General features: G+C 35.5%; 12 protein-coding genes. 5 read left to right on the top strand and 7 right to left on the bottom strand.

The window, feature by feature from the left end; genetic code table 11:
* Window positions 1–21: 21 nt before the first annotated feature.
* Window positions 22–1,152: an MFS transporter gene (locus BFU36_RS07130; RefSeq protein WP_069282957.1), complete on the top strand. Its 1,131-nt coding sequence runs from the start codon at window positions 22–24 to the stop codon at window positions 1,150–1,152.
* Between the two features lie 315 nt (window positions 1,153–1,467).
* The gene (gene treH1 / locus BFU36_RS07135; RefSeq protein WP_069282959.1) at window positions 1,468–3,168 is read left to right on the top strand and encodes an alpha,alpha-trehalase TreH1; all 1,701 of its coding nucleotides are present in this window, start codon (window positions 1,468–1,470) and stop codon (window positions 3,166–3,168) included.
* Between the two features lie 150 nt (window positions 3,169–3,318).
* Here the strand turns inward: treH1 and BFU36_RS07140 are convergent, their stop codons facing one another.
* Window positions 3,319–4,779, bottom strand: coding sequence for a sugar porter family MFS transporter (locus tag BFU36_RS07140; RefSeq protein WP_069282961.1), 1,461 nt, complete (start codon window positions 4,777–4,779; stop codon window positions 3,319–3,321).
* A gap of 210 nt (window positions 4,780–4,989) precedes the next feature.
* Window positions 4,990–5,805, bottom strand: coding sequence for a sugar phosphate isomerase/epimerase (locus BFU36_RS07145; protein WP_069284652.1), 816 nt, complete (start codon window positions 5,803–5,805; stop codon window positions 4,990–4,992).
* A 243-nt stretch (window positions 5,806–6,048) separates the two neighbouring features.
* On the opposite strand from BFU36_RS07145, the gene BFU36_RS07150 reads away from it, so the two are divergent.
* The gene (locus BFU36_RS07150; protein WP_069282963.1) at window positions 6,049–7,077 is read left to right on the top strand and encodes an aldo/keto reductase; all 1,029 of its coding nucleotides are present in this window, start codon (window positions 6,049–6,051) and stop codon (window positions 7,075–7,077) included.
* Here BFU36_RS07150 and BFU36_RS07155 read toward each other — a convergent pair.
* From BFU36_RS07155 to bgaS, 3 genes are read right to left on the bottom strand one after another with little or no spacing between them, the layout of a single operon-like run.
* Entirely contained in the window at window positions 7,063–9,285 is a 2,223-nt protein-coding gene (locus BFU36_RS07155; RefSeq protein ID WP_231961280.1) for a glycoside hydrolase family 3 N-terminal domain-containing protein, read from the bottom strand. The two genes, BFU36_RS07150 and BFU36_RS07155, sit on opposite strands and share 15 nt — an antisense overlap.
* A 55-nt stretch (window positions 9,286–9,340) precedes the next feature.
* Window positions 9,341–10,264, bottom strand: a complete 924-nt coding sequence (locus tag BFU36_RS07160; protein ID WP_069282967.1) for an alpha/beta hydrolase — start codon at window positions 10,262–10,264, stop codon at window positions 9,341–9,343.
* Between the two features lie 14 nt (window positions 10,265–10,278).
* A complete protein-coding gene (gene bgaS / locus BFU36_RS07165; RefSeq protein ID WP_069282969.1) occupies window positions 10,279–11,748 on the bottom strand; it encodes a beta-galactosidase BgaS in 1,470 nt (489 codons plus the stop codon).
* A gap of 91 nt (window positions 11,749–11,839) precedes the next feature.
* Here bgaS and BFU36_RS07170 point away from each other — a divergent pair, with 91 nt between their 5' ends.
* Entirely contained in the window at window positions 11,840–12,616 is a 777-nt protein-coding gene (locus BFU36_RS07170) for a sugar phosphate isomerase/epimerase (protein WP_069282971.1), read from the top strand.
* Between the two features lie 48 nt (window positions 12,617–12,664).
* The gene (locus tag BFU36_RS07175; protein WP_069282972.1) at window positions 12,665–14,179 is read left to right on the top strand and encodes an amidase; all 1,515 of its coding nucleotides are present in this window, start codon (window positions 12,665–12,667) and stop codon (window positions 14,177–14,179) included.
* A gap of 26 nt (window positions 14,180–14,205) precedes the next feature.
* Here BFU36_RS07175 and BFU36_RS07180 read toward each other — a convergent pair whose 3' ends face one another.
* Window positions 14,206–16,386, bottom strand: a complete 2,181-nt coding sequence (locus BFU36_RS07180) for an ABC transporter substrate-binding protein (RefSeq protein WP_185957804.1) — start codon at window positions 16,384–16,386, stop codon at window positions 14,206–14,208.
* A gap of 75 nt (window positions 16,387–16,461) precedes the next feature.
* Window positions 16,462–17,418 carry a GH12 family glycosyl hydrolase domain-containing protein gene (locus BFU36_RS07185; RefSeq protein ID WP_069282973.1) on the bottom strand — a complete coding sequence of 319 codons (957 nt, stop codon included), beginning with the start codon at window positions 17,416–17,418 and terminating at the stop codon, window positions 16,462–16,464.
* Window positions 17,419–17,448: the final 30 nt, after the last annotated feature.

Here is a 17,448-nt window from a genome sequence, read left to right on the forward strand (position 1 = left end):
TCTAGAATCTAGAGAAGTAGTTTGAAGTATCTTAAGGTCTACGCAATATTATCTAATCTAGCAAATAATTTGGTCTCACCTTTTATATCTTTCGTATCAGCCTATTTTGGAATGTCTTCTGAACAGATAGCCTTAATTACCGCAGCTACTAACGCAGTACCGAATATTTCACAGTACTTTCTAAGTTTCATTAAATCTAGGGCTAGGTTTTTATTGTTTATAGGAACTTTAACTAATGGAATACTGTGGATTCTAAGTTCTTTCATCAAATTCAATTGGATATTTTTAATCATATATTTTGCAATCACTATAACTGGTGGGATAGCTAACTTCGGTTGGCTACTTATAATGAACAAGGTTAGTGTGAACAATAGAGGTAAAACATTATCAAGTTACCTAGTTTATACGACAATCGGAGGTATGTTAGCGACATTCATTACCGGATTAATAACTGAACAAGACACGGAACTGATAAAATACTTCTTCATGACTTCTGGTCTTTTATTAAATGTTTCTTCCTTGGTAGCTAATAAGATAGAGGTAGATGTAGACAATGATGATAATAATAAAAATAAGGGAAATAACGAAATTAGAAGGTTTCTAGTAAGCACTTTCATGTTTAACTTGGTTCTCTCCTTAGCATGGCCGATATTCCCCATAGCACAAGTATATAAATTCCATATGAATGACGAACAAGTTGCCATTATGAGCATAGAGACTGGTGTGTTCACAGTTGTCTTTCAAAGGATCATAGCTAAACTTACGGATGTGAGAAGAACTTTAACCATGTTTTTAGGAAGCTCCACATATGCGATATATCCGATGAGTTATTATTTATCTAATTCAGTATTTTATTTATATTTAGCCAATGCTCTGTCTGGCTTCACGAATGGTGTTTATTCTATTACTTTCATAGCATACCTATTTGATAAATCTACCAGATATAATCTGAAGAACAACCTAGCATTATATAACTTGGTCATAGGTTCAGCCATATTTATAGGTTCTATTCTAGGAGGATATATTTATGGAGTATTAGAAAATATATATGGCGTAATAGCTTCTATAAATATAATGTTGTTAACAACTACTTTACTTAGACTCTCTGTCTCTCCATTATTCCTTATCGTAGATAAGGCTAAAAAATTATGATAGAATCTTTTAAATTTTTGATATATGTTTCTTAGATCTGGTAAATCTTGTAGCAAATTTTCCGGTTTAATGATGAAATTTCATCGATAACAGCCAATTTTACATTTTCTCCAAATTCACTAAATTGATTATAACGTTATCTAGTTCAGAATAGTTTTATGTTTAAGTTCTCATATTTATTTTTAAAGGACCTTATACTTTTCTATTGGAGTTACAGAAAATAAGTTAAAATTTTTTTAATTTTTAAACATAATTTATAAAAAAAAGAGTTAATTTCCCTCATTTTTATTATACAGTACTATAATTATATAAGACATGAGACCCTTAGGGTTTGTATCTAACGGGATGACATCAGCCCTAATAGACAGAGGATCAATAGTATGGCTTGCCTTTCCCAGATTTGATTCACCTTCAATCTTTGGGAAACTACTTGATAACGAAGCGGGAGAATTTAGCATATTACCACGAGAGGAAGAATATGAAGTTACCCAACAGTTTCTCGTCCCAAACGTATTACTTACTAAATTTAAGACTAAGGAAGGTAAAGCTGATATAATAGATTTAATGCCAATAGGTGAAAAAGCTATAATAAGAAAGATAAGGAGTGAAATAACGTTAAGAATTGATATTAAACCTATGTTCAACTATGGACTGTATCGACCAGTTATGGAACTAGAAGATAACGGGATTAGATTTCTAAACCCCTTATCTAGGGAATGTTTAGCGTTAATGAGTGATAAGTCCTTATCATCATCTTCATTTGAGACTAAAGGTGAGACAACACTCTACTTAGTCTACAGTTCTGATTACTCATATGGTCCATTCCATAAAGGTAAGAGGTTAAGAAAAGATTTAGAGAATTCATTCAACCTCACTTTGAATTATTGGAAAAATAAGGTAAAAGTTGACGATAAGGATGAGATAGGTAAAATGAAGTCGATAAGCTTAGGACTACTATTAGGTCTAATTTATTCACCTTCTGGTGGTAGCATAGCAGCCCCTACAACCTCTCTTCCAGAGGTAGAGGGAGGAAGCAGAAATTGGGATTATAGATACGTCTGGATAAGGGATTCAGCGATGATCTCAGAAGCATTGTTGTTTTCCGGATATATAGTAGAAGCTAGAAGAATAATTAACTTTCTCCTAGGATTAGTCAACTTCACGTCTAAACCTTTATTGCATCCTTTATACACCGTAGACGGTAACGATCCCCCTCCTGAGATGGAGATATCTTGGCTAAGAGGATATAAGGATTCGAAGCCAGTTAGGGTGGGAAACGCCGCTGCCTCGCAAGTACAGTTAGATATAGAGGGTTTTCTTATTGATGCTATATATAAATATTTCAGCATGACTAATGACAAGGTGTTCATAGAGGAGAATAAAGAGAAGATACAGTACATTGCGGATTGGGTATCCAAAAATTGGATGCTGAGAGATGCGGGAATGTGGGAGGACAGAGGGAAGCCATTACACTATACACACTCTAAGGTTATGATGTGGGTAACCCTTGATAGAGCTGAGAAGATTTTAGGTCTCTCTTATGGAGAAAAAGATAAGTTAAGGGATTGGATTATGAGGAATTGCGTTAAGGAAGGTAGCTTCGTAAGAAGCTCAGATTCAAATGATGTTGATGCTAATTTACTAACTTTGCCACTATATGGTTTCGTTCAAGTGAATGACGAGATATTTTTAAGGACCCTTAAAAGGGTAGAAGAGGAACTTCATGTAAAAGGTTTTGTGAAGAGGTATTCAAAAGACTCTCTAGGTGAAGCTATGCATCCATTTTCCCTTGCTAGTATTTGGCTATCTAGAATTTATCTAAGATTAGGAAGAAAAGATGAAGCCCTAGAGCTAATTAGAAAGGTGCTGAAACCTTCTGGTGGGTTATATTTGATAGGTGAACATATTGACGTAGAAAAAATGGAATATACTGGCAACTATCCTCAAGCATTCGTTCACGCACAACTACTGATAGCATTAAATGAATTAAGTAATAACAAATTTTTTGAGCAATAATTTAGTTATTCCGATATGAACTAAAGTATCACAGCGAGAAGCAAATGGGCAAGAAAATTTTAATGATTTATCTAAGATAAAAATACTAAATAATCTTAAAAATCAAATTTTAGGTTAATATGAGAAATTTAAAAAAATGAATTAGATCCTTCACTTAACTTCCTCTTTTCTTTCCATCTTAATTACTGATTCTCTACCTTTTCTCATTTGTGATAATGAAGTTTCTGAGAACATCTTAACAATTTGCTCCAGAGACAATCCCTTAGTTTCAGGCAATATGAAGTACATCAATATCAAGGCTATTGCGTCGAATGCTGCAAACACAAACATAGATCCTGCAAGACCTATTGTTGATAACATCACTGGGAAGACCTCTATTATAGCGAAGTTTGATAACCAATCAATTAAAGCTATTATAGCTGCCATTCTACCTCTTAATGCAGTTTTAAAGTACTCTGCCTGAATTAGCCATCCGGTTCCTCCTACGCCATAGGCGAAGAATATTATGAAGCCAGCGAAAGCTATGAGTGCCCCTATTAATATCCCTTTCATTACGAGAAAACCACCTAAAAGATCAAATACTAACATACCAGCATAAGCAGATAATCCTAAGTTTCTCCTACCGATTCTGTCAATATATCTAAACGCTATGAATGTTGCAGCAACGTTTATAACAGCGAGTACTGAGGCAGCTAAAACTGAGTATATTTCACTATAAACTGGGTTTGAGGAACTACCAAATATATGTAGATTTAATATTATTGTAGGTCCATAGTAGAAAGGTACGTTAATTCCCGTTATTTGTTGAAAAACAATCCATAAGCCCACTACAATCAATGCCCTTTTTGTTGGTGTATCAAACTTTGCTAAAGCCTCACTCCTAACTTCTTGAATAGCCTTCTGTATTAGTGTATCATCGACCTCAACCCCAAATCTTTTTAGGTCATTCTTTAACCTATCAATCTTCCCGCTTAATAATAACCATCTAGGAGATTCAGGCATTAAGAATCTGAAAACCAAGCCTATTATTGCCGGGATTGCAGCTACTCCTAATATTAACCTCCAATCTATGGTGAAAGCTAAGGAAGGTGCAATCAATAGTATTGCTGAACCTACAATATAAGAGCCTAAAATACCTATAGTTATCATCCATTGTTGCATTATGCCTAGAGCTCCTCTCCTATCTTTCGGAGCATATTCTGTGATATACGCTGTGGCTACAGCTGAATCAGCACCAATTGCAATACCAATAATTGTCCTCATTATTAGGAGCATTAAACCATTTATCGTTAACGCAGAAAGTATTGCAGCTCCTGCATAAATTCCTGCATCAGCTATAAGCAGAGATTTTCTTCCATACCTGTCTGTATAAAAGTAAGCTATGATGGCTCCTATCGCTGCTCCCAGTGAAGCACTAGCTATTTCATATCCTAAAACTAAACCAGTAAAGTGGTAGGGAACGAACACTGAGGCAATACCTATAACTTCGGTATCGTAACCAAACAAGAATCCACCTATTGCAGCCAGTATGGTAATTATCCAATAGAACCTTGTGACCTTCTTAGTATCTATATGGTCTAAAATCTGTTGTAATGCAGACTGTGAAGACATGGAAAGTCACATTATAATATCTATCACATTCTTTATAAACTCTATTTTATAATTTATTCACATAATAGTACGTTTAGTATCATTTTATGTTTATACTCTTTATAATGAAGTATTAACAGACAAAGTAAAATTTTATTTACGACAGAAAATTATAAGTTAAGATAGATTATGAAAAAACTATAATAGATTAGAATATTTAAAAATCACAAACTAAAAGGAATCTTCTATCTCATTTAATATCTTCTTCATACCTAGGAAGGATTCCCTAGTACTCTCTTCAGGATCATTCTTATCATTTCTATAGTGAGTTTCTAAAGATATAACTATAGGTTTATTCTTCACAGCACTTAATTGATTTCTATAGTTAATACTTCCTTTGCCAATAGGCATCCATTTAAAACCACCATTTATTACCTTTACGTCTTTAACGTGCATGTGAGTTACGTGATCTTTTATTAGTCCATAACCATTAGGAAAAGGTGTTTCCCTAGCTACGAAAGCATTACCGGGGTCCCATAATACTTTAACCCATCTTGTATCTACCTTATCCAATAAGGTCTTTAAATCTCTTCCATTACCGACTAGGCAACTATACTCATTTTCAATTACAATAATGATTCCCTCAGTTTTAGCGATATCAATTGCCTCACTAAGCCTCTCAATTAGCTTGTCTAAATAATGGTCTAATTCCCCTTCATACCAGAAAGTAAATATCCTAGTGTAAGTTAAGTCAAGTCTCTTACTTAACTCTATTACCTTCTTAAATACGTTTAAGTGTTCCCTATACTCTTTCTCGTCATCAATATAAGTCTTAAATGTGAACGAATCCAAATTGGATATTTGTAAATTATATTTTACAACTAAATTTCTCATTTCAGATATTTCCGAGTCACTTAAACTAACAACATTTTTGTTCCATAGATTTCTTATTTCAACGAAATTAGCACCTAGTTCCGATATAACCTTTAGAGAATGCTCAAAATCTTGTGATATTTCGTCTGAAATTATTCCTAAATTCCACTTCATATTTACAGAGTAAAGGGGATTAGATAATAAATTTTTAGAAATAACAAGTATTAAAGGGATCATCAGAGAATTCAGCTATAAACCTACAACAAAATCAGGAGGACCCAATAGTGAGGAGGAAATTAGAGTAAAGCTAAGTATATATTAAGTTAACTTTGAAATTATTAGAAAAAGATAAGCTGAATTCTCGAGAAAAGTTTTCCCTTAAATATGTTTAAAAGGGAAAGGTGAGATATGTATAGTATGAAATATGTTAGGTTAGGAGATAGCGGATTAAAAGTGTCTCAAATATGCCTAGGCACTTGGTTTCTACCACTATTATCGGAGAAGGATGAATTAGGAGTATATAAGGTAGATGAAGAGACTACTTTAAAGATACTTAAGAAGGCTTACGACGAGGGAGTGAATTTCATAGATACTGCTAACGTATATCACGGGGCATTATGGGAAACGGACCCTCTACACGTGGGTTTATCAGAAAAATTAGTGGGTAAGTTCCTTTCTTCAGTGGATAGGGAATCTGTTGTAATTTCAACCAAGGTAAGGGGAAAGATGGCTAATTGGGCTAATGGAGAAGGATTGTCTAGAAAGCATATAACGTGGCAAATAAGGGAAAGTTTAAGGAGGTTGAATACTGAATATGTTGACATTTACATAATACATTGGACAGATCACGAGACCCCTAAGATAGAGACGCTCAGAACTCTAAATGATTTGGTAAGACGTGGGCTAGTTTATTACTTAGGTGTTAGCAATCATGAGGCTCATGACATAATTGAATTCTTAGAATTAAGTGAGAGATATAACTTGGAGAAGTTTAGTGTAATTCAAGATTTATATAATCTTTTAGAAAGGCAAGTAGAGAGATATAAATTAAGTATCGCTAGAAGATTTGGACTTGCGATTATGGCTTATGCTCCCTTAGCCCACGGCTTCCTAACTGGCAAATATGTAGACTTCAATAATAAGACATGGAAGGTAGATGAACTTACTAGGATTTCATTAAATGAAAGACTTAAAACTAGATATTTTAGAGATAGTCATCTTAAAGTATTACTTACGTTAAAGGAGATTGCTGATGAGAAAGATGCGACTATCTCACAAATTAGTATAGCTTGGCTTCTAAAAAGAGGGGAAGAATTTAACGTACCTATAATCCCAGTTATTGGAGTTACGAGACTAGAGCATCTAGATGATAATTTAAATGCTATTAAAATAAAATTGTCTTACGATGATATGAAAAAAATTGATGAGGCTCTAGGAAATGCTTGAAGAAGAGAAGTAATTATTTCTCTTCGTTAACTCCTTAGTTTCAACTAATTTTACACTTCCCTCAAATACACTATCGAGCGCGTTCTTAGCAACAATAACCTTATACTCTCCGGATTGTAGAATTAATTTTAAGTCTTTATCATAAAAAGCTAACAGATCTGTAGGAATAGCGAACGTTATCTTCTTAACCTCATTAGGTCTTAAGTTGACTTTTATGAAAGCTTTAAGCTCTTTAACTGGCAAAGCTACATTACTCTTTCTTCTAGATATATATACTTGAATCACTTCGTCAACTTCGTATTTTCCCTCATTCTTAACCTCTAAGCTTAATTTAATATCCTCTCCAGCTCTCACTTCAGGTGTGAGTATCTTGAAGTTGTTGTAGCTGACCTTAGAATAAGTTAGACCGTAACCGAACGGGAATAGAGGATCAGAGGAAGACTCGATATATTTTCCAAACGATGATGGTTTTCTAGAATAATACACGGGTATTTGTCCAGTACTTTTAGGCAATGAGACTGGGAGTCTTCCACTGGGCGAAACTTCTCCAAATATCACATCGGCTATAGCGTTACCACCTTCTTCTCCTAATTTCCACGCCCACAATACAGCATCGACCTTATTAATTATCTTCTCTAATGACATGGGTCTGCCGGCAATTACTACCAATATTATTGGCTTTCCAAGGCTACTTAATTCTTCAATTAATTTCGTTTGTGGCTCCGGTAGTTCAATATCAGCTCTATCAACTCCCTCACCAGATGTGCACATCTCTGGATCGAAAATACAAGACATGTCTCCTACTACTCCTATTATTACGTTAGCCTTGCTTGCTAATTCTTTAGCCTCGTTAAGCAAGCCAAGATCTAACTTATTCACCTCAGATCCCTTAGCGTAAATTACGTTCTTGACTTTGTTTTTAATCCCTTCCAATACTGTAACTACGTTTACGTCTACTTTAAAAGTCCTAGTATGAGTCGGGAAATGATAGTCGCCAAGCATCGCTAATGGGTTATCAGCCAATGGTCCTATAACTGCGATCCTCTCATTGCTTTTATTTAATGGCAGTGAATTATTCTCGTTCTTTAGTAGTATAATTGATTTTGAAGCCACTTCTCTAGCCATTTCCCTGTGCTCCTTATTATCTAATATTTCTGGTATTTTACTCTCATCAACAAAGGGATTATCAAAGAGTCCTATAAGATATTTTACGTATAAAACTCTCTCAACGGCATTATCTATTATCTTTTCTGGAATTTCTCCGCTACTAATGGCATCCTCTAACTCCCTAAAACATTCTAATGAGGGAAACTCTATATTGACTCCCGCGTTAAGTGCTAATAATCCTGCTTCTTTACAACTATCAGCTACTCTATGTACCGTGTTTAGATATTTTACTGCCCAATAGTCTGAGACAATTATTCCTTTAAAACCCCACTCCTCTCTTAGAACTTTGTGTAGTAACTCATTATTGGCGTGACAAGGAACGCCGTCAATTTCATGATAGGCTGGCATTATGGATAATACTTCAGATTTCCTAACTGCTACTTCAAAGGGATATAAATAAACATTTCTTAGCTCTCTATTTCCGACGTTAACCGGTGCAGTATTTCTCCCGCCTTCCGGACTACCATGAGCTACGAAATGTTTAGCAGTGGCAATGAGTTGATTATTTCCTTGAAGACCAGTGATATAAGCGTTTGCCATACTTGCCGTCAAATATACGTCTTCTCCAAACGTCTCTTCGCATCTTCCCCACCGAGGATCTCTACATAGGTCAAGGACTGGTGACAAACAATGCCTAATGCCCAAAATGGTAGTCTGATTTCTGATTGCCTTAGTAACCTTGCTTACAGTAGTTAGATCCCATGTGCTGGACAACGCCAAAGGTATGGGAAATAGTGTAGCAGTAGGTCCCATTAGACCTGATAAACACTCTTCATGGACTATTGCAGGTATCCTAACCCTTGTTTTCTCTATTAAGTAACGTTGTATCTGATTTATAACCTTCCCAGCCTGTTTTGGTCTTAAATTTGAGCCTACGACTCTGGTTATCTCCCCGATCCCATATCGCAATAATTTCTCCGCTTTTTCTTCTGAGAATTCATTGTTCTCTAGTAATTCATTTACTTGAATTGAACCTAATTGTGCTACCTTCTCCTCTATTTTCATTTTATTGATAAGATTTTTGATATCTGATGGGTTCAATCAAGATCAACACCAATTCAGCCCATTAGATAAAAACTATTTTGGTTAACACTTATTATTGATTAAACAAATCCTTCATTAACGCGCCAGACATTACTAATACTTGCCTACTTACCAATGGAGAGCCAGAAAAGGAGTGAATCATACCATTCACCCTAACACTTAATGTAGGTATACCGCTTTCCATTAATCTGTAAGCGTATGCCTCAGCTTGATCTCTTAAAGGATCGTATTCTGCAGTAATTATTATCGTGTACGGAAGCCCACTTAAGTCCTCAGCTAAGAGCGGAGAGAATAGGGGATTTAGTAAATCTTTTTCATCTCTTATATAATTACGAATCATGAAGTCTATCGGTAAACCCATATCTAAACCGAAGCCCTTTCTGTATTCCATCATTGATTTAGACGTTAAGTCAAGTCCTAAAACAGGAACTACAGCATTTTGAACACTTAATTTTACACCTTTTTGCTTTGCTAGTATAGAGCTTGTAAGAACTAGATTACCACCAGCGCTTACCCCAAACAGCCCTATTTTGTCTTTATCCCCTCCAATACTTTCCGCGTTTTTCTTCGCCCACAAAATACTGTTAAAACAATCATAAACCGCTGTAGGGAACTTATACTCCGGAGCTAGTCTATAATCTACTGAGATGACGATACAGTCACACGTTTTAGTCAATATCCTAGAAGCACTGTCTTCTGTCTCTATACTTCCTATCATCCATCCTCCACCATGAAAGTACAATATAATTGGGTGTCCTTTCTCCCCATCTGGATAATATATCCTCACAGACATCTCATAACCGTTAGAGTCAATTTTCCTATCCTCAATCTTATATATCTGCTCTTTAGGATATTTTCTAGCCCTTTCCTCAAACATTCTTCTAATTTCTTGTATAGTGTACTTCTTCGAGTCAAAGATGTTACTCTTATAGTATTCTTCTTCTAAATATTTTCTAACCACGGGATCTAAAGGCATTGGAAAAACTACCTTTAATGCCTTAATGGCTTAACGGGTGGTATACTATTTAAGTGCTGTATTTCATCTGGAATACCTTGGTTCTTTGTAATCTCTCTATAAACTAATGCTGAAGGTCTCCAATACTGCTTCTTAGTAGAATAGTCAACCTTTAGTAAACCAAACTTCATCGAGAACCCTGAAGCCCACTCGTAGTTATCAGCTAACGACCAGTGCAAATATCCTCTTACGTCAACTCCTTTATCTATTGCCCTATTAACTTGATAGAGGTGAGATACGAGATAGTAAGGTCTTTGATAGTCTGCATCATCGGCAATGCCATTCTCAGTGACGTACATGTAAAGATGATATCTGTTCCAATACTTAGTCAAAACATCGTTTAAACCTTCTGGGAAGAACTCCCAACCGAAATCACTAGTTGGTAATCCTGCTAAACTAACTGAATTCCTCTCACATCCATGACCATAACCGGGTAAGGCAGTATAACCTTTTTCCGTCTTTTTAACAACGGTTCTAGTGTAATAGTTTACTCCTATCCAATCCAGCTTATTACGTAAATCATCTCTTACCGCTTTTTGATTATCCTTAACGATTTCTCCTTTAATTATAGCGTCAAAGAATGACCACCTCTCGCTATGTTCAGCCATCTCTACAGCTTCCCTATCAGAATCAGTTAAGGGTTGAAACGAACTATTAGCATATATTATTCCAACGTTTTTCTTTGTTAAACTCTTTATCGCATCGTAAGCTCTCGCATGAGCTTGAATAATGTTATACCTAGCTCTCTGTGCCAATTGAAAGCTTAAATACCCCGGAGGGAATCCAGATTTTATACCAACGTAACCTAAACCAAAAACAACGTTAGGTTCGTTCATCGTAGAATATTCATCTACTAAATCATCCAATTTCCACGTTACATAAGCTGTAAACCTAGCGAACTCATAAACTGTCCTAGTGCTTAACCAACCTATGGGTCCAGTTAAATCCCCTTTTCTAACTCTAATAGGGTCATGTAGCCACAATGGCATTGGCCAATGATACATGTTAAGTACGAAATGAAATCCTCTACTCTTTAGATCAGTAAAGATTTCCCTATAATGATTTATTGCATCTTTGTTGGCATATTCGTCCATCCTCCTCAACACGTTTTCATTTATTTCTACGTGAACCACATCGTTCTTATTCTCGTCAAATCCTTCAGGTTTAGGTAATGGTTTAGGAAATATCCTTGACCATTCAACTCCTATTCTGGCTATTTTTAATCCCATCTTCTCAGCGTTATCGTGGAACATCTTATAGTTTCCCCAATATCCGGGACCATTCTCTGGAAAGTCACCACTAACTAAGCCAGAGGCAATGTTTTCTTGATCGTGAACCCAAGCATACCAATCACTGTTAGGATCTTCGCTACCTGGAGTTCCCATTTCTGATTGAAATCCCGCTTGAGACCAGCCAAACTTGAAGCTCTTAGGAAAGCTTATCATGTTAGTCTACTATTAGACGTACAATTTTAAGCTTTTCCGTTAAAGTGTTAAATACAAGATATTTAGTCTAATTTTTTATTAAACATATAATATGAAAGTAGTATTCTCTAGTCTTGCCTATCCAAATTTATCCTTAGGAGAGGTAGTAAGTAGAGTTATTAATTTTAACTTTGATGGATTAGAGTTAAGAGTTGCAGATGATGGAAGGCACTTAAGACCAGAGTATCCTTTAACCAAGGACATATTGGATTTACTTTCTTCGATAACCATTTCGGACATAGCTGGATATGCGAAATTTAGTTCAAGTGATGAAAATGAGAGAAAGAAAAATGAAAAATTATTAGAAATTTTAATTAAAATTGCTAACTCACTAAATGCTTTGGGTGTTAGAGTGTATGGCGGAGAGTTTAATGACCCTAAAATAATAGGGAGAATTGCCGACTCGTTAAACAGAATGAGCAAAATTGCTGAAGACTATAACGTCAAAATCTTAGTGGAAACACACGACAGCTTAGCTATAAAGGAAAATATTATCGCATTGCTCAAGCAGATCAACGAGACCATTGGCTTTGTTTATGATCCTGCGAACGTAATTTTTGCAAAAGGTAAACATGAAGAGACTTATCCGTTAATCTCGAAAAGAATATATCAAGTTCACATAAAAGACTTTGTATTCAGAAATGGTAAAAGAGTCTTCACCCTTCCCGGGCAAGGAGTCGTTCCAATAGATAAGATAATTAATGATCTCAAGATAAATAAATATAATTATTACGTTTCAGTGGAATGGGAGAAAATGTGGCATCAAGAGTTAGAAGATGCTGATTTAGTCTTACCAAAATATCTTTCATATTTAAGAAATTTGATTTAACTGTCTTTTTAATTAAAAGATATAAAACTTGAGGACAATACTTTAGTGATGGGAATCAAAACACCTACATTAGAAGAGCTGAAAAAGATTTCAAACCAATTTAACCTAGAATTAGATGACGAAGAGTTAAGAAATTTCCAGACTTTAATATCAATACAATTAAGGTCATATCAAAGATTAGACAGTTTGCCAGATTTTAAGCCATTACCCAAATATCCCAGAAATTTTGGCAGACCCCCTAGTAAAGAGGAAAACCCGTATAATGCTATAGCCTGGATTGCTAGAATAAAAGGTAGGGACGAGGGCAAACTTAAAGGGAAAAGAGTATGTATAAAAGACAACATTATGATAGCTGGATTACCGATGCTGAATGGATCGAGACTCCTTGAAGGATTTATTCCAGATATGGATGCAACGGTAGTTACAAGAGTTCTAGATGAGGGTGGAGAGATAGTTGCCAGGACCACATGCGAAGATTTATGCTTCTCTGGAGGTAGTCATACTTCATTTCCCTCACCCGTTTTAAACCCTAGAAATCCAGAATTCATGGCTGGAGGTTCCTCAAGTGGTAACGCTGCTGCTATAGCAAGTGGAGTTTGTGAAATGGGAGTAGGTGGAGATCAAGGAGGGTCAATAAGAATACCAAGCTCTTGGGTTGGAATATATGGATTAAAACCAACTCATGGCTTAGTTCCTTATACTGGTGCTTTTTCGATAGAGCCTACCTTAGATCACTTAGGACCAATGGCTAATTCAACTGAAAATGTTGCATTACTCTTAGAAGTCATAGCTGGAAGAGATGGGTTAGATCCAAGACAGCCAGAAAGTCTACCTTATCCGCCGGTAAAAGAATATTCTAAGCTAATCAAAGGTGAGGTGAAAGGAGTAAGAGTTGGAATAGTAAAAGAAGGATTTGGCTGGGATAACTCTGAGAAGGATGTTGATGAACTAGTCATGACTTCAGCAAAAAGCTTGGAAAAGTTTGGAATTAAAGTGGAAGAGATATCAATACCTATGCATAGGTTAGGTTTGGATATATGGATGCCGATAGGTATGGAAGGGGCAATGGCTACGATGATATTAGGGAGTGGATTAGGTTGGGGGAGAAAGGGTTTATTCGAAACTTCGATAGCAGAATTTTTCGGAAACGCATTAAAGGCTAAAGCAAGGGATTTGCCTAATACAGTAAAAGGAGTAATTCTATTAGGATATTTTATGATAAACAAATATAATAGCAAATATTATGCTAAAGCTAGAAACTTATCACATATACTCAAGGATACTTATGATGAAGCATTAAAGAAATATGATATACTTATTATGCCAACCACTCCTATGAAGGCAATGAGATACAAAGAGAACCCATCCTTCCAAGAATATGTGATGATGGCACTAAGTATGGTCAATAACACTGCTCCCTTTGATGTAACTGGTCATCCAGCTATGAGTATCCCAGTAGGTTATTCTAACGGTCTACCAGTGGGAATGATGTTAGTTGGAAGGCACTTTGAGGAAGAAACAATCCTTAAACTTTCTAATCTGATAGAACAAAGCACGAAATAAAAAATAACATTACTTTTTATTAATTTTTATCTTCTTCTCAGTAATATAACAGCAGCTATTATAATTATTACGATTATAACGCCTATTGCTACATAAAGCAGCGTATTTCCGGAACTCTTAGTAACAGTCGTTGGAACTATAGATGTGGAAACACTTGTTGTAGTAACTGTCGTCGTAGTAGTAGATACGCTTGTAGATGTAGTTGTGCTAACTGAGGTAGTTGTTGTTGTACTTGTTGTCGTTGTTGTAGAGGTGGTTGTAGATACTTGATATACGAACGGATCGTTAGAGGTATACCAACTTTGAGGTACTTGTGAGGTATAATACCACCAAGGTTCTGGCACTGACTGATTAACTAAATGTAGTGCTAATACAACTGGTAATGGTGTCGATGGTAAACCAGTATATGGAGAAGCTATCCAATAATAGTTTTGCTGTGTAGGCCAGCCTACTACAGTTTGATTTACATACTCATACCATAAAGCAGCATAAACAGTAGCAACAGACGGCATGTATTTTATCCAAAGTAAAGCTAAATTATTTATTATTTTATTGTAGTTAGAAGGATTTATACTAAAGTTCCCCATTGCCCATCCTACCCACTGTTCAAAACTTGGTTGAACAACAGATAAGTTAAGTCTATTCAGATCGAAGTAAGTACTATTACCTATAGGTGTTACATTGCCTGGAGAGTTCCAGTAATTATATAAGTAACCTTCAAATTCGTCAATAGGAGTAGGTCCATTAATCAACTCCCACATTAATCCTAAATCATAAGTACCGGACTCCATATTGCTAAACCATACAGTAAAGGGTGGAGTTTCGACTTCCACTGTTAATCCTATTTGTTTCAACTCTTGAGATATTAGGCTTATCTGAGCGTCCCAATCAGTCCAGCCTGCAACTGTAATTATTGTTAGAGGAGGAATTACTGACCCGTTAGGCGCAACTAACTGACCTTGTGAGTTTAAATGATAGCCGTGACTTTCTAATAGTTGTAATGCTGCTGTAACATTACCATAAGGAGGTGCAAATTGTTCTGCTAGCTGAAGTACTGAAGAGTTTAAGACTGATAATTGTTGAGGTGGTAAAGGTAATGGAGTTTCTGCTGGAGGCTCATATCCATACTCTGCTAAATAATACAGTGCAGTTCTATTTATTGCTAGACTAATAGCTTGTCTTAATACTGGATCCGATAATGGCCATTTCAAATCGTTTATGGTCAGCATCACGGGTACGCTTGGTGCAAAGTAGTAATGATAATACTGTGGATTTTTAGCCACGAAGTCTTGCTGTATATCTGGTTCAAATACTCCTCCCCAAGTCACTTGTCCATTATTTAAGGCAGTATCAGCTTGTACGTTACTAGGATATGAGGGATATAATAAGTACTTTATTCTAGGTTCTCCGGGCATCCAGTAGTGTGGATTAGCAACTAAGACTATCTCTTGAGGACTGAAGCTGTAAAGCATGTAGGGACCAGTTCCGATAGGATCAGTCAGCTCGTATGTATATGGATTTCCAGTCTTGTTTAACCCTATGTAACTTCCGTTTGGAAATTGCTCAACTGGAAATACCTTACCCCATTGATTTGGATCAACAATGAATTGCTCTAAGGCAGTATAGAGGATTAGTGGAGAAGTAGTGTTCTTGAACACTATCTCAATCTCGTACGGATTTATTATGGTCATGTTAGCTACGTTACCAGCTAAATAGCCTAATTGAGGATAAGCTTGTTCTAACGCTACTGTATACCATACGGCAGTTGCATTGAATGGGTCTCCATTATTGAAGTATACCCCTTGCCTAAGTTTAAAAATAAGTCCATGAGTAGGTACTTGGATTAAATGCCCAGAGCTATTTACGTAATAATAAGTGTTTATCCACGTCCAATTGGTTGCCAGCCAAGGTATAACTTGTCCGTTAAGATAATTAACTAGTGCCAGAGGCTCATAAATGAACCATATTAGCCCACCGGGCAAAGCAGGATAATTCCATGGGTTAAAGTCATCCTGCCATACAATACCGGGTGATGGCAATAAGGTTATACTTCCCTCAGGTTGAAATGACGATGACTGTTGAGAAGTTACCGGTCTAATAAAGACGCCTGCACTAGCTAGTAGTAATAAAGTGAAGATTGTAGATAGTAGCATCTTACTAAGATTTACTTTAGAGTTTTCTTTCAACTTACACCACTGCGTATACATTTCTTATTACGTATATATAAATTTTATTACTCGCATAAATATATATAATTGAAATTAGTCATGATAATTAGAAAGTCATTCATCAATAATAGTGAGATCCCATGAATATAAATTAAATCCCATTTGAGCATTACCGTGGTTATCATTGAATTCCATACCAATTTGTATAGCATCTAAATAGAATGTTTTTTCATATATTTGAGGAAAAACTTTATTTATAAAAAAGAATTCGTTGTTTAGAAAGAAATTTAAGGGAATTTCTACTTCACCCTCTAAGTTTTTCTCACTAAGGTAATATACCCCTATCCATCCTGAGGCAGAACCGGTATGCGGTAAAACGTATACTAGAAAAGTGTCATTTTCCTTAGTCCCGTTTACTTCGATCGTAACAGTAACGTTGCCTTCTTTAATGAAGAAGGGTGATGTTATATTACTTTCATGATACAACCAAATCATTAATTCAATATCTGGAAATTGTAGATTACTAATATTAGGATTTTGACTTAACCATATATCATATGAGAAGTCATCAATAGTACCATTTTCATCCCATATAGTATAATTTAACAAGGAATATATCTTAGGGGTGGTAGTTACATTGATAGGTAACTCTAACCATTGCGATTCTGCTGTTTTACCTTGAAATGGAAACCAATACTCTTGACCGTACATGATTCCGGGGTAACCATCTACATCTATATTTGGATTTATTTTCTTAAAACTTGTTAAATTAACTATTAGTCTAAGCCCATAATCTTTAATATAAGTTAGATTAATGAACCCTTCAGCCATCCTATAATTCCAAAGATATGGGGAAATAAATATCGAAACGTTATTAGAATATAATTGTTTAATTTGATATCCATATCCATAAGGATACACACAATTTATTGACATATCAGAGTTGTTGTATAAAAGAAATATTTCGTGAATTTTTACATTTGAGTTAATGATACTAAATTTTATGTATACTAATATTGTGAAAGTTAGGAATAAGATAATTGCAATTAACGCTAAATATCTTCTTTTCATAAACATCTTCCAAAATAGTGATTCTTTTTT

Source organism: Sulfolobus sp. A20, assembly GCF_001719125.1.
Classification (GTDB): Archaea; Thermoproteota; Thermoprotei_A; order Sulfolobales; family Sulfolobaceae; genus Saccharolobus.

Coding starts and splice junctions, on each gene's coding strand:
- treH1 (WP_069282959.1), top strand. CDS start 1,468: ATGAGACCCTTAGGGTTTGTATCTAACGGGATGACATCAGCCCTAATA.
- BFU36_RS07140 (WP_069282961.1), bottom strand. CDS start 4,779: ATGTCTTCACAGTCTGCATTACAACAGATTTTAGACCATATAGATACT.
- BFU36_RS07145 (WP_069284652.1), bottom strand. CDS start 5,805: ATGAAGTGGAATTTAGGAATAATTTCAGACGAAATATCACAAGATTTT.
- BFU36_RS07150 (WP_069282963.1), top strand. CDS start 6,049: ATGAAATATGTTAGGTTAGGAGATAGCGGATTAAAAGTGTCTCAAATA.
- BFU36_RS07160 (WP_069282967.1), bottom strand. CDS start 10,264: ATGCCTTTAGATCCCGTGGTTAGAAAATATTTAGAAGAAGAATACTAT.
- bgaS (WP_069282969.1), bottom strand. CDS start 11,748: ATGATAAGCTTTCCTAAGAGCTTCAAGTTTGGCTGGTCTCAAGCGGGA.
- BFU36_RS07170 (WP_069282971.1), top strand. CDS start 11,840: ATGAAAGTAGTATTCTCTAGTCTTGCCTATCCAAATTTATCCTTAGGA.
- BFU36_RS07175 (WP_069282972.1), top strand. CDS start 12,665: ATGGGAATCAAAACACCTACATTAGAAGAGCTGAAAAAGATTTCAAAC.
- BFU36_RS07180 (WP_185957804.1), bottom strand. CDS start 16,386: ATGTATACGCAGTGGTGTAAGTTGAAAGAAAACTCTAAAGTAAATCTT.
- BFU36_RS07185 (WP_069282973.1), bottom strand. CDS start 17,418: ATGAAAAGAAGATATTTAGCGTTAATTGCAATTATCTTATTCCTAACT.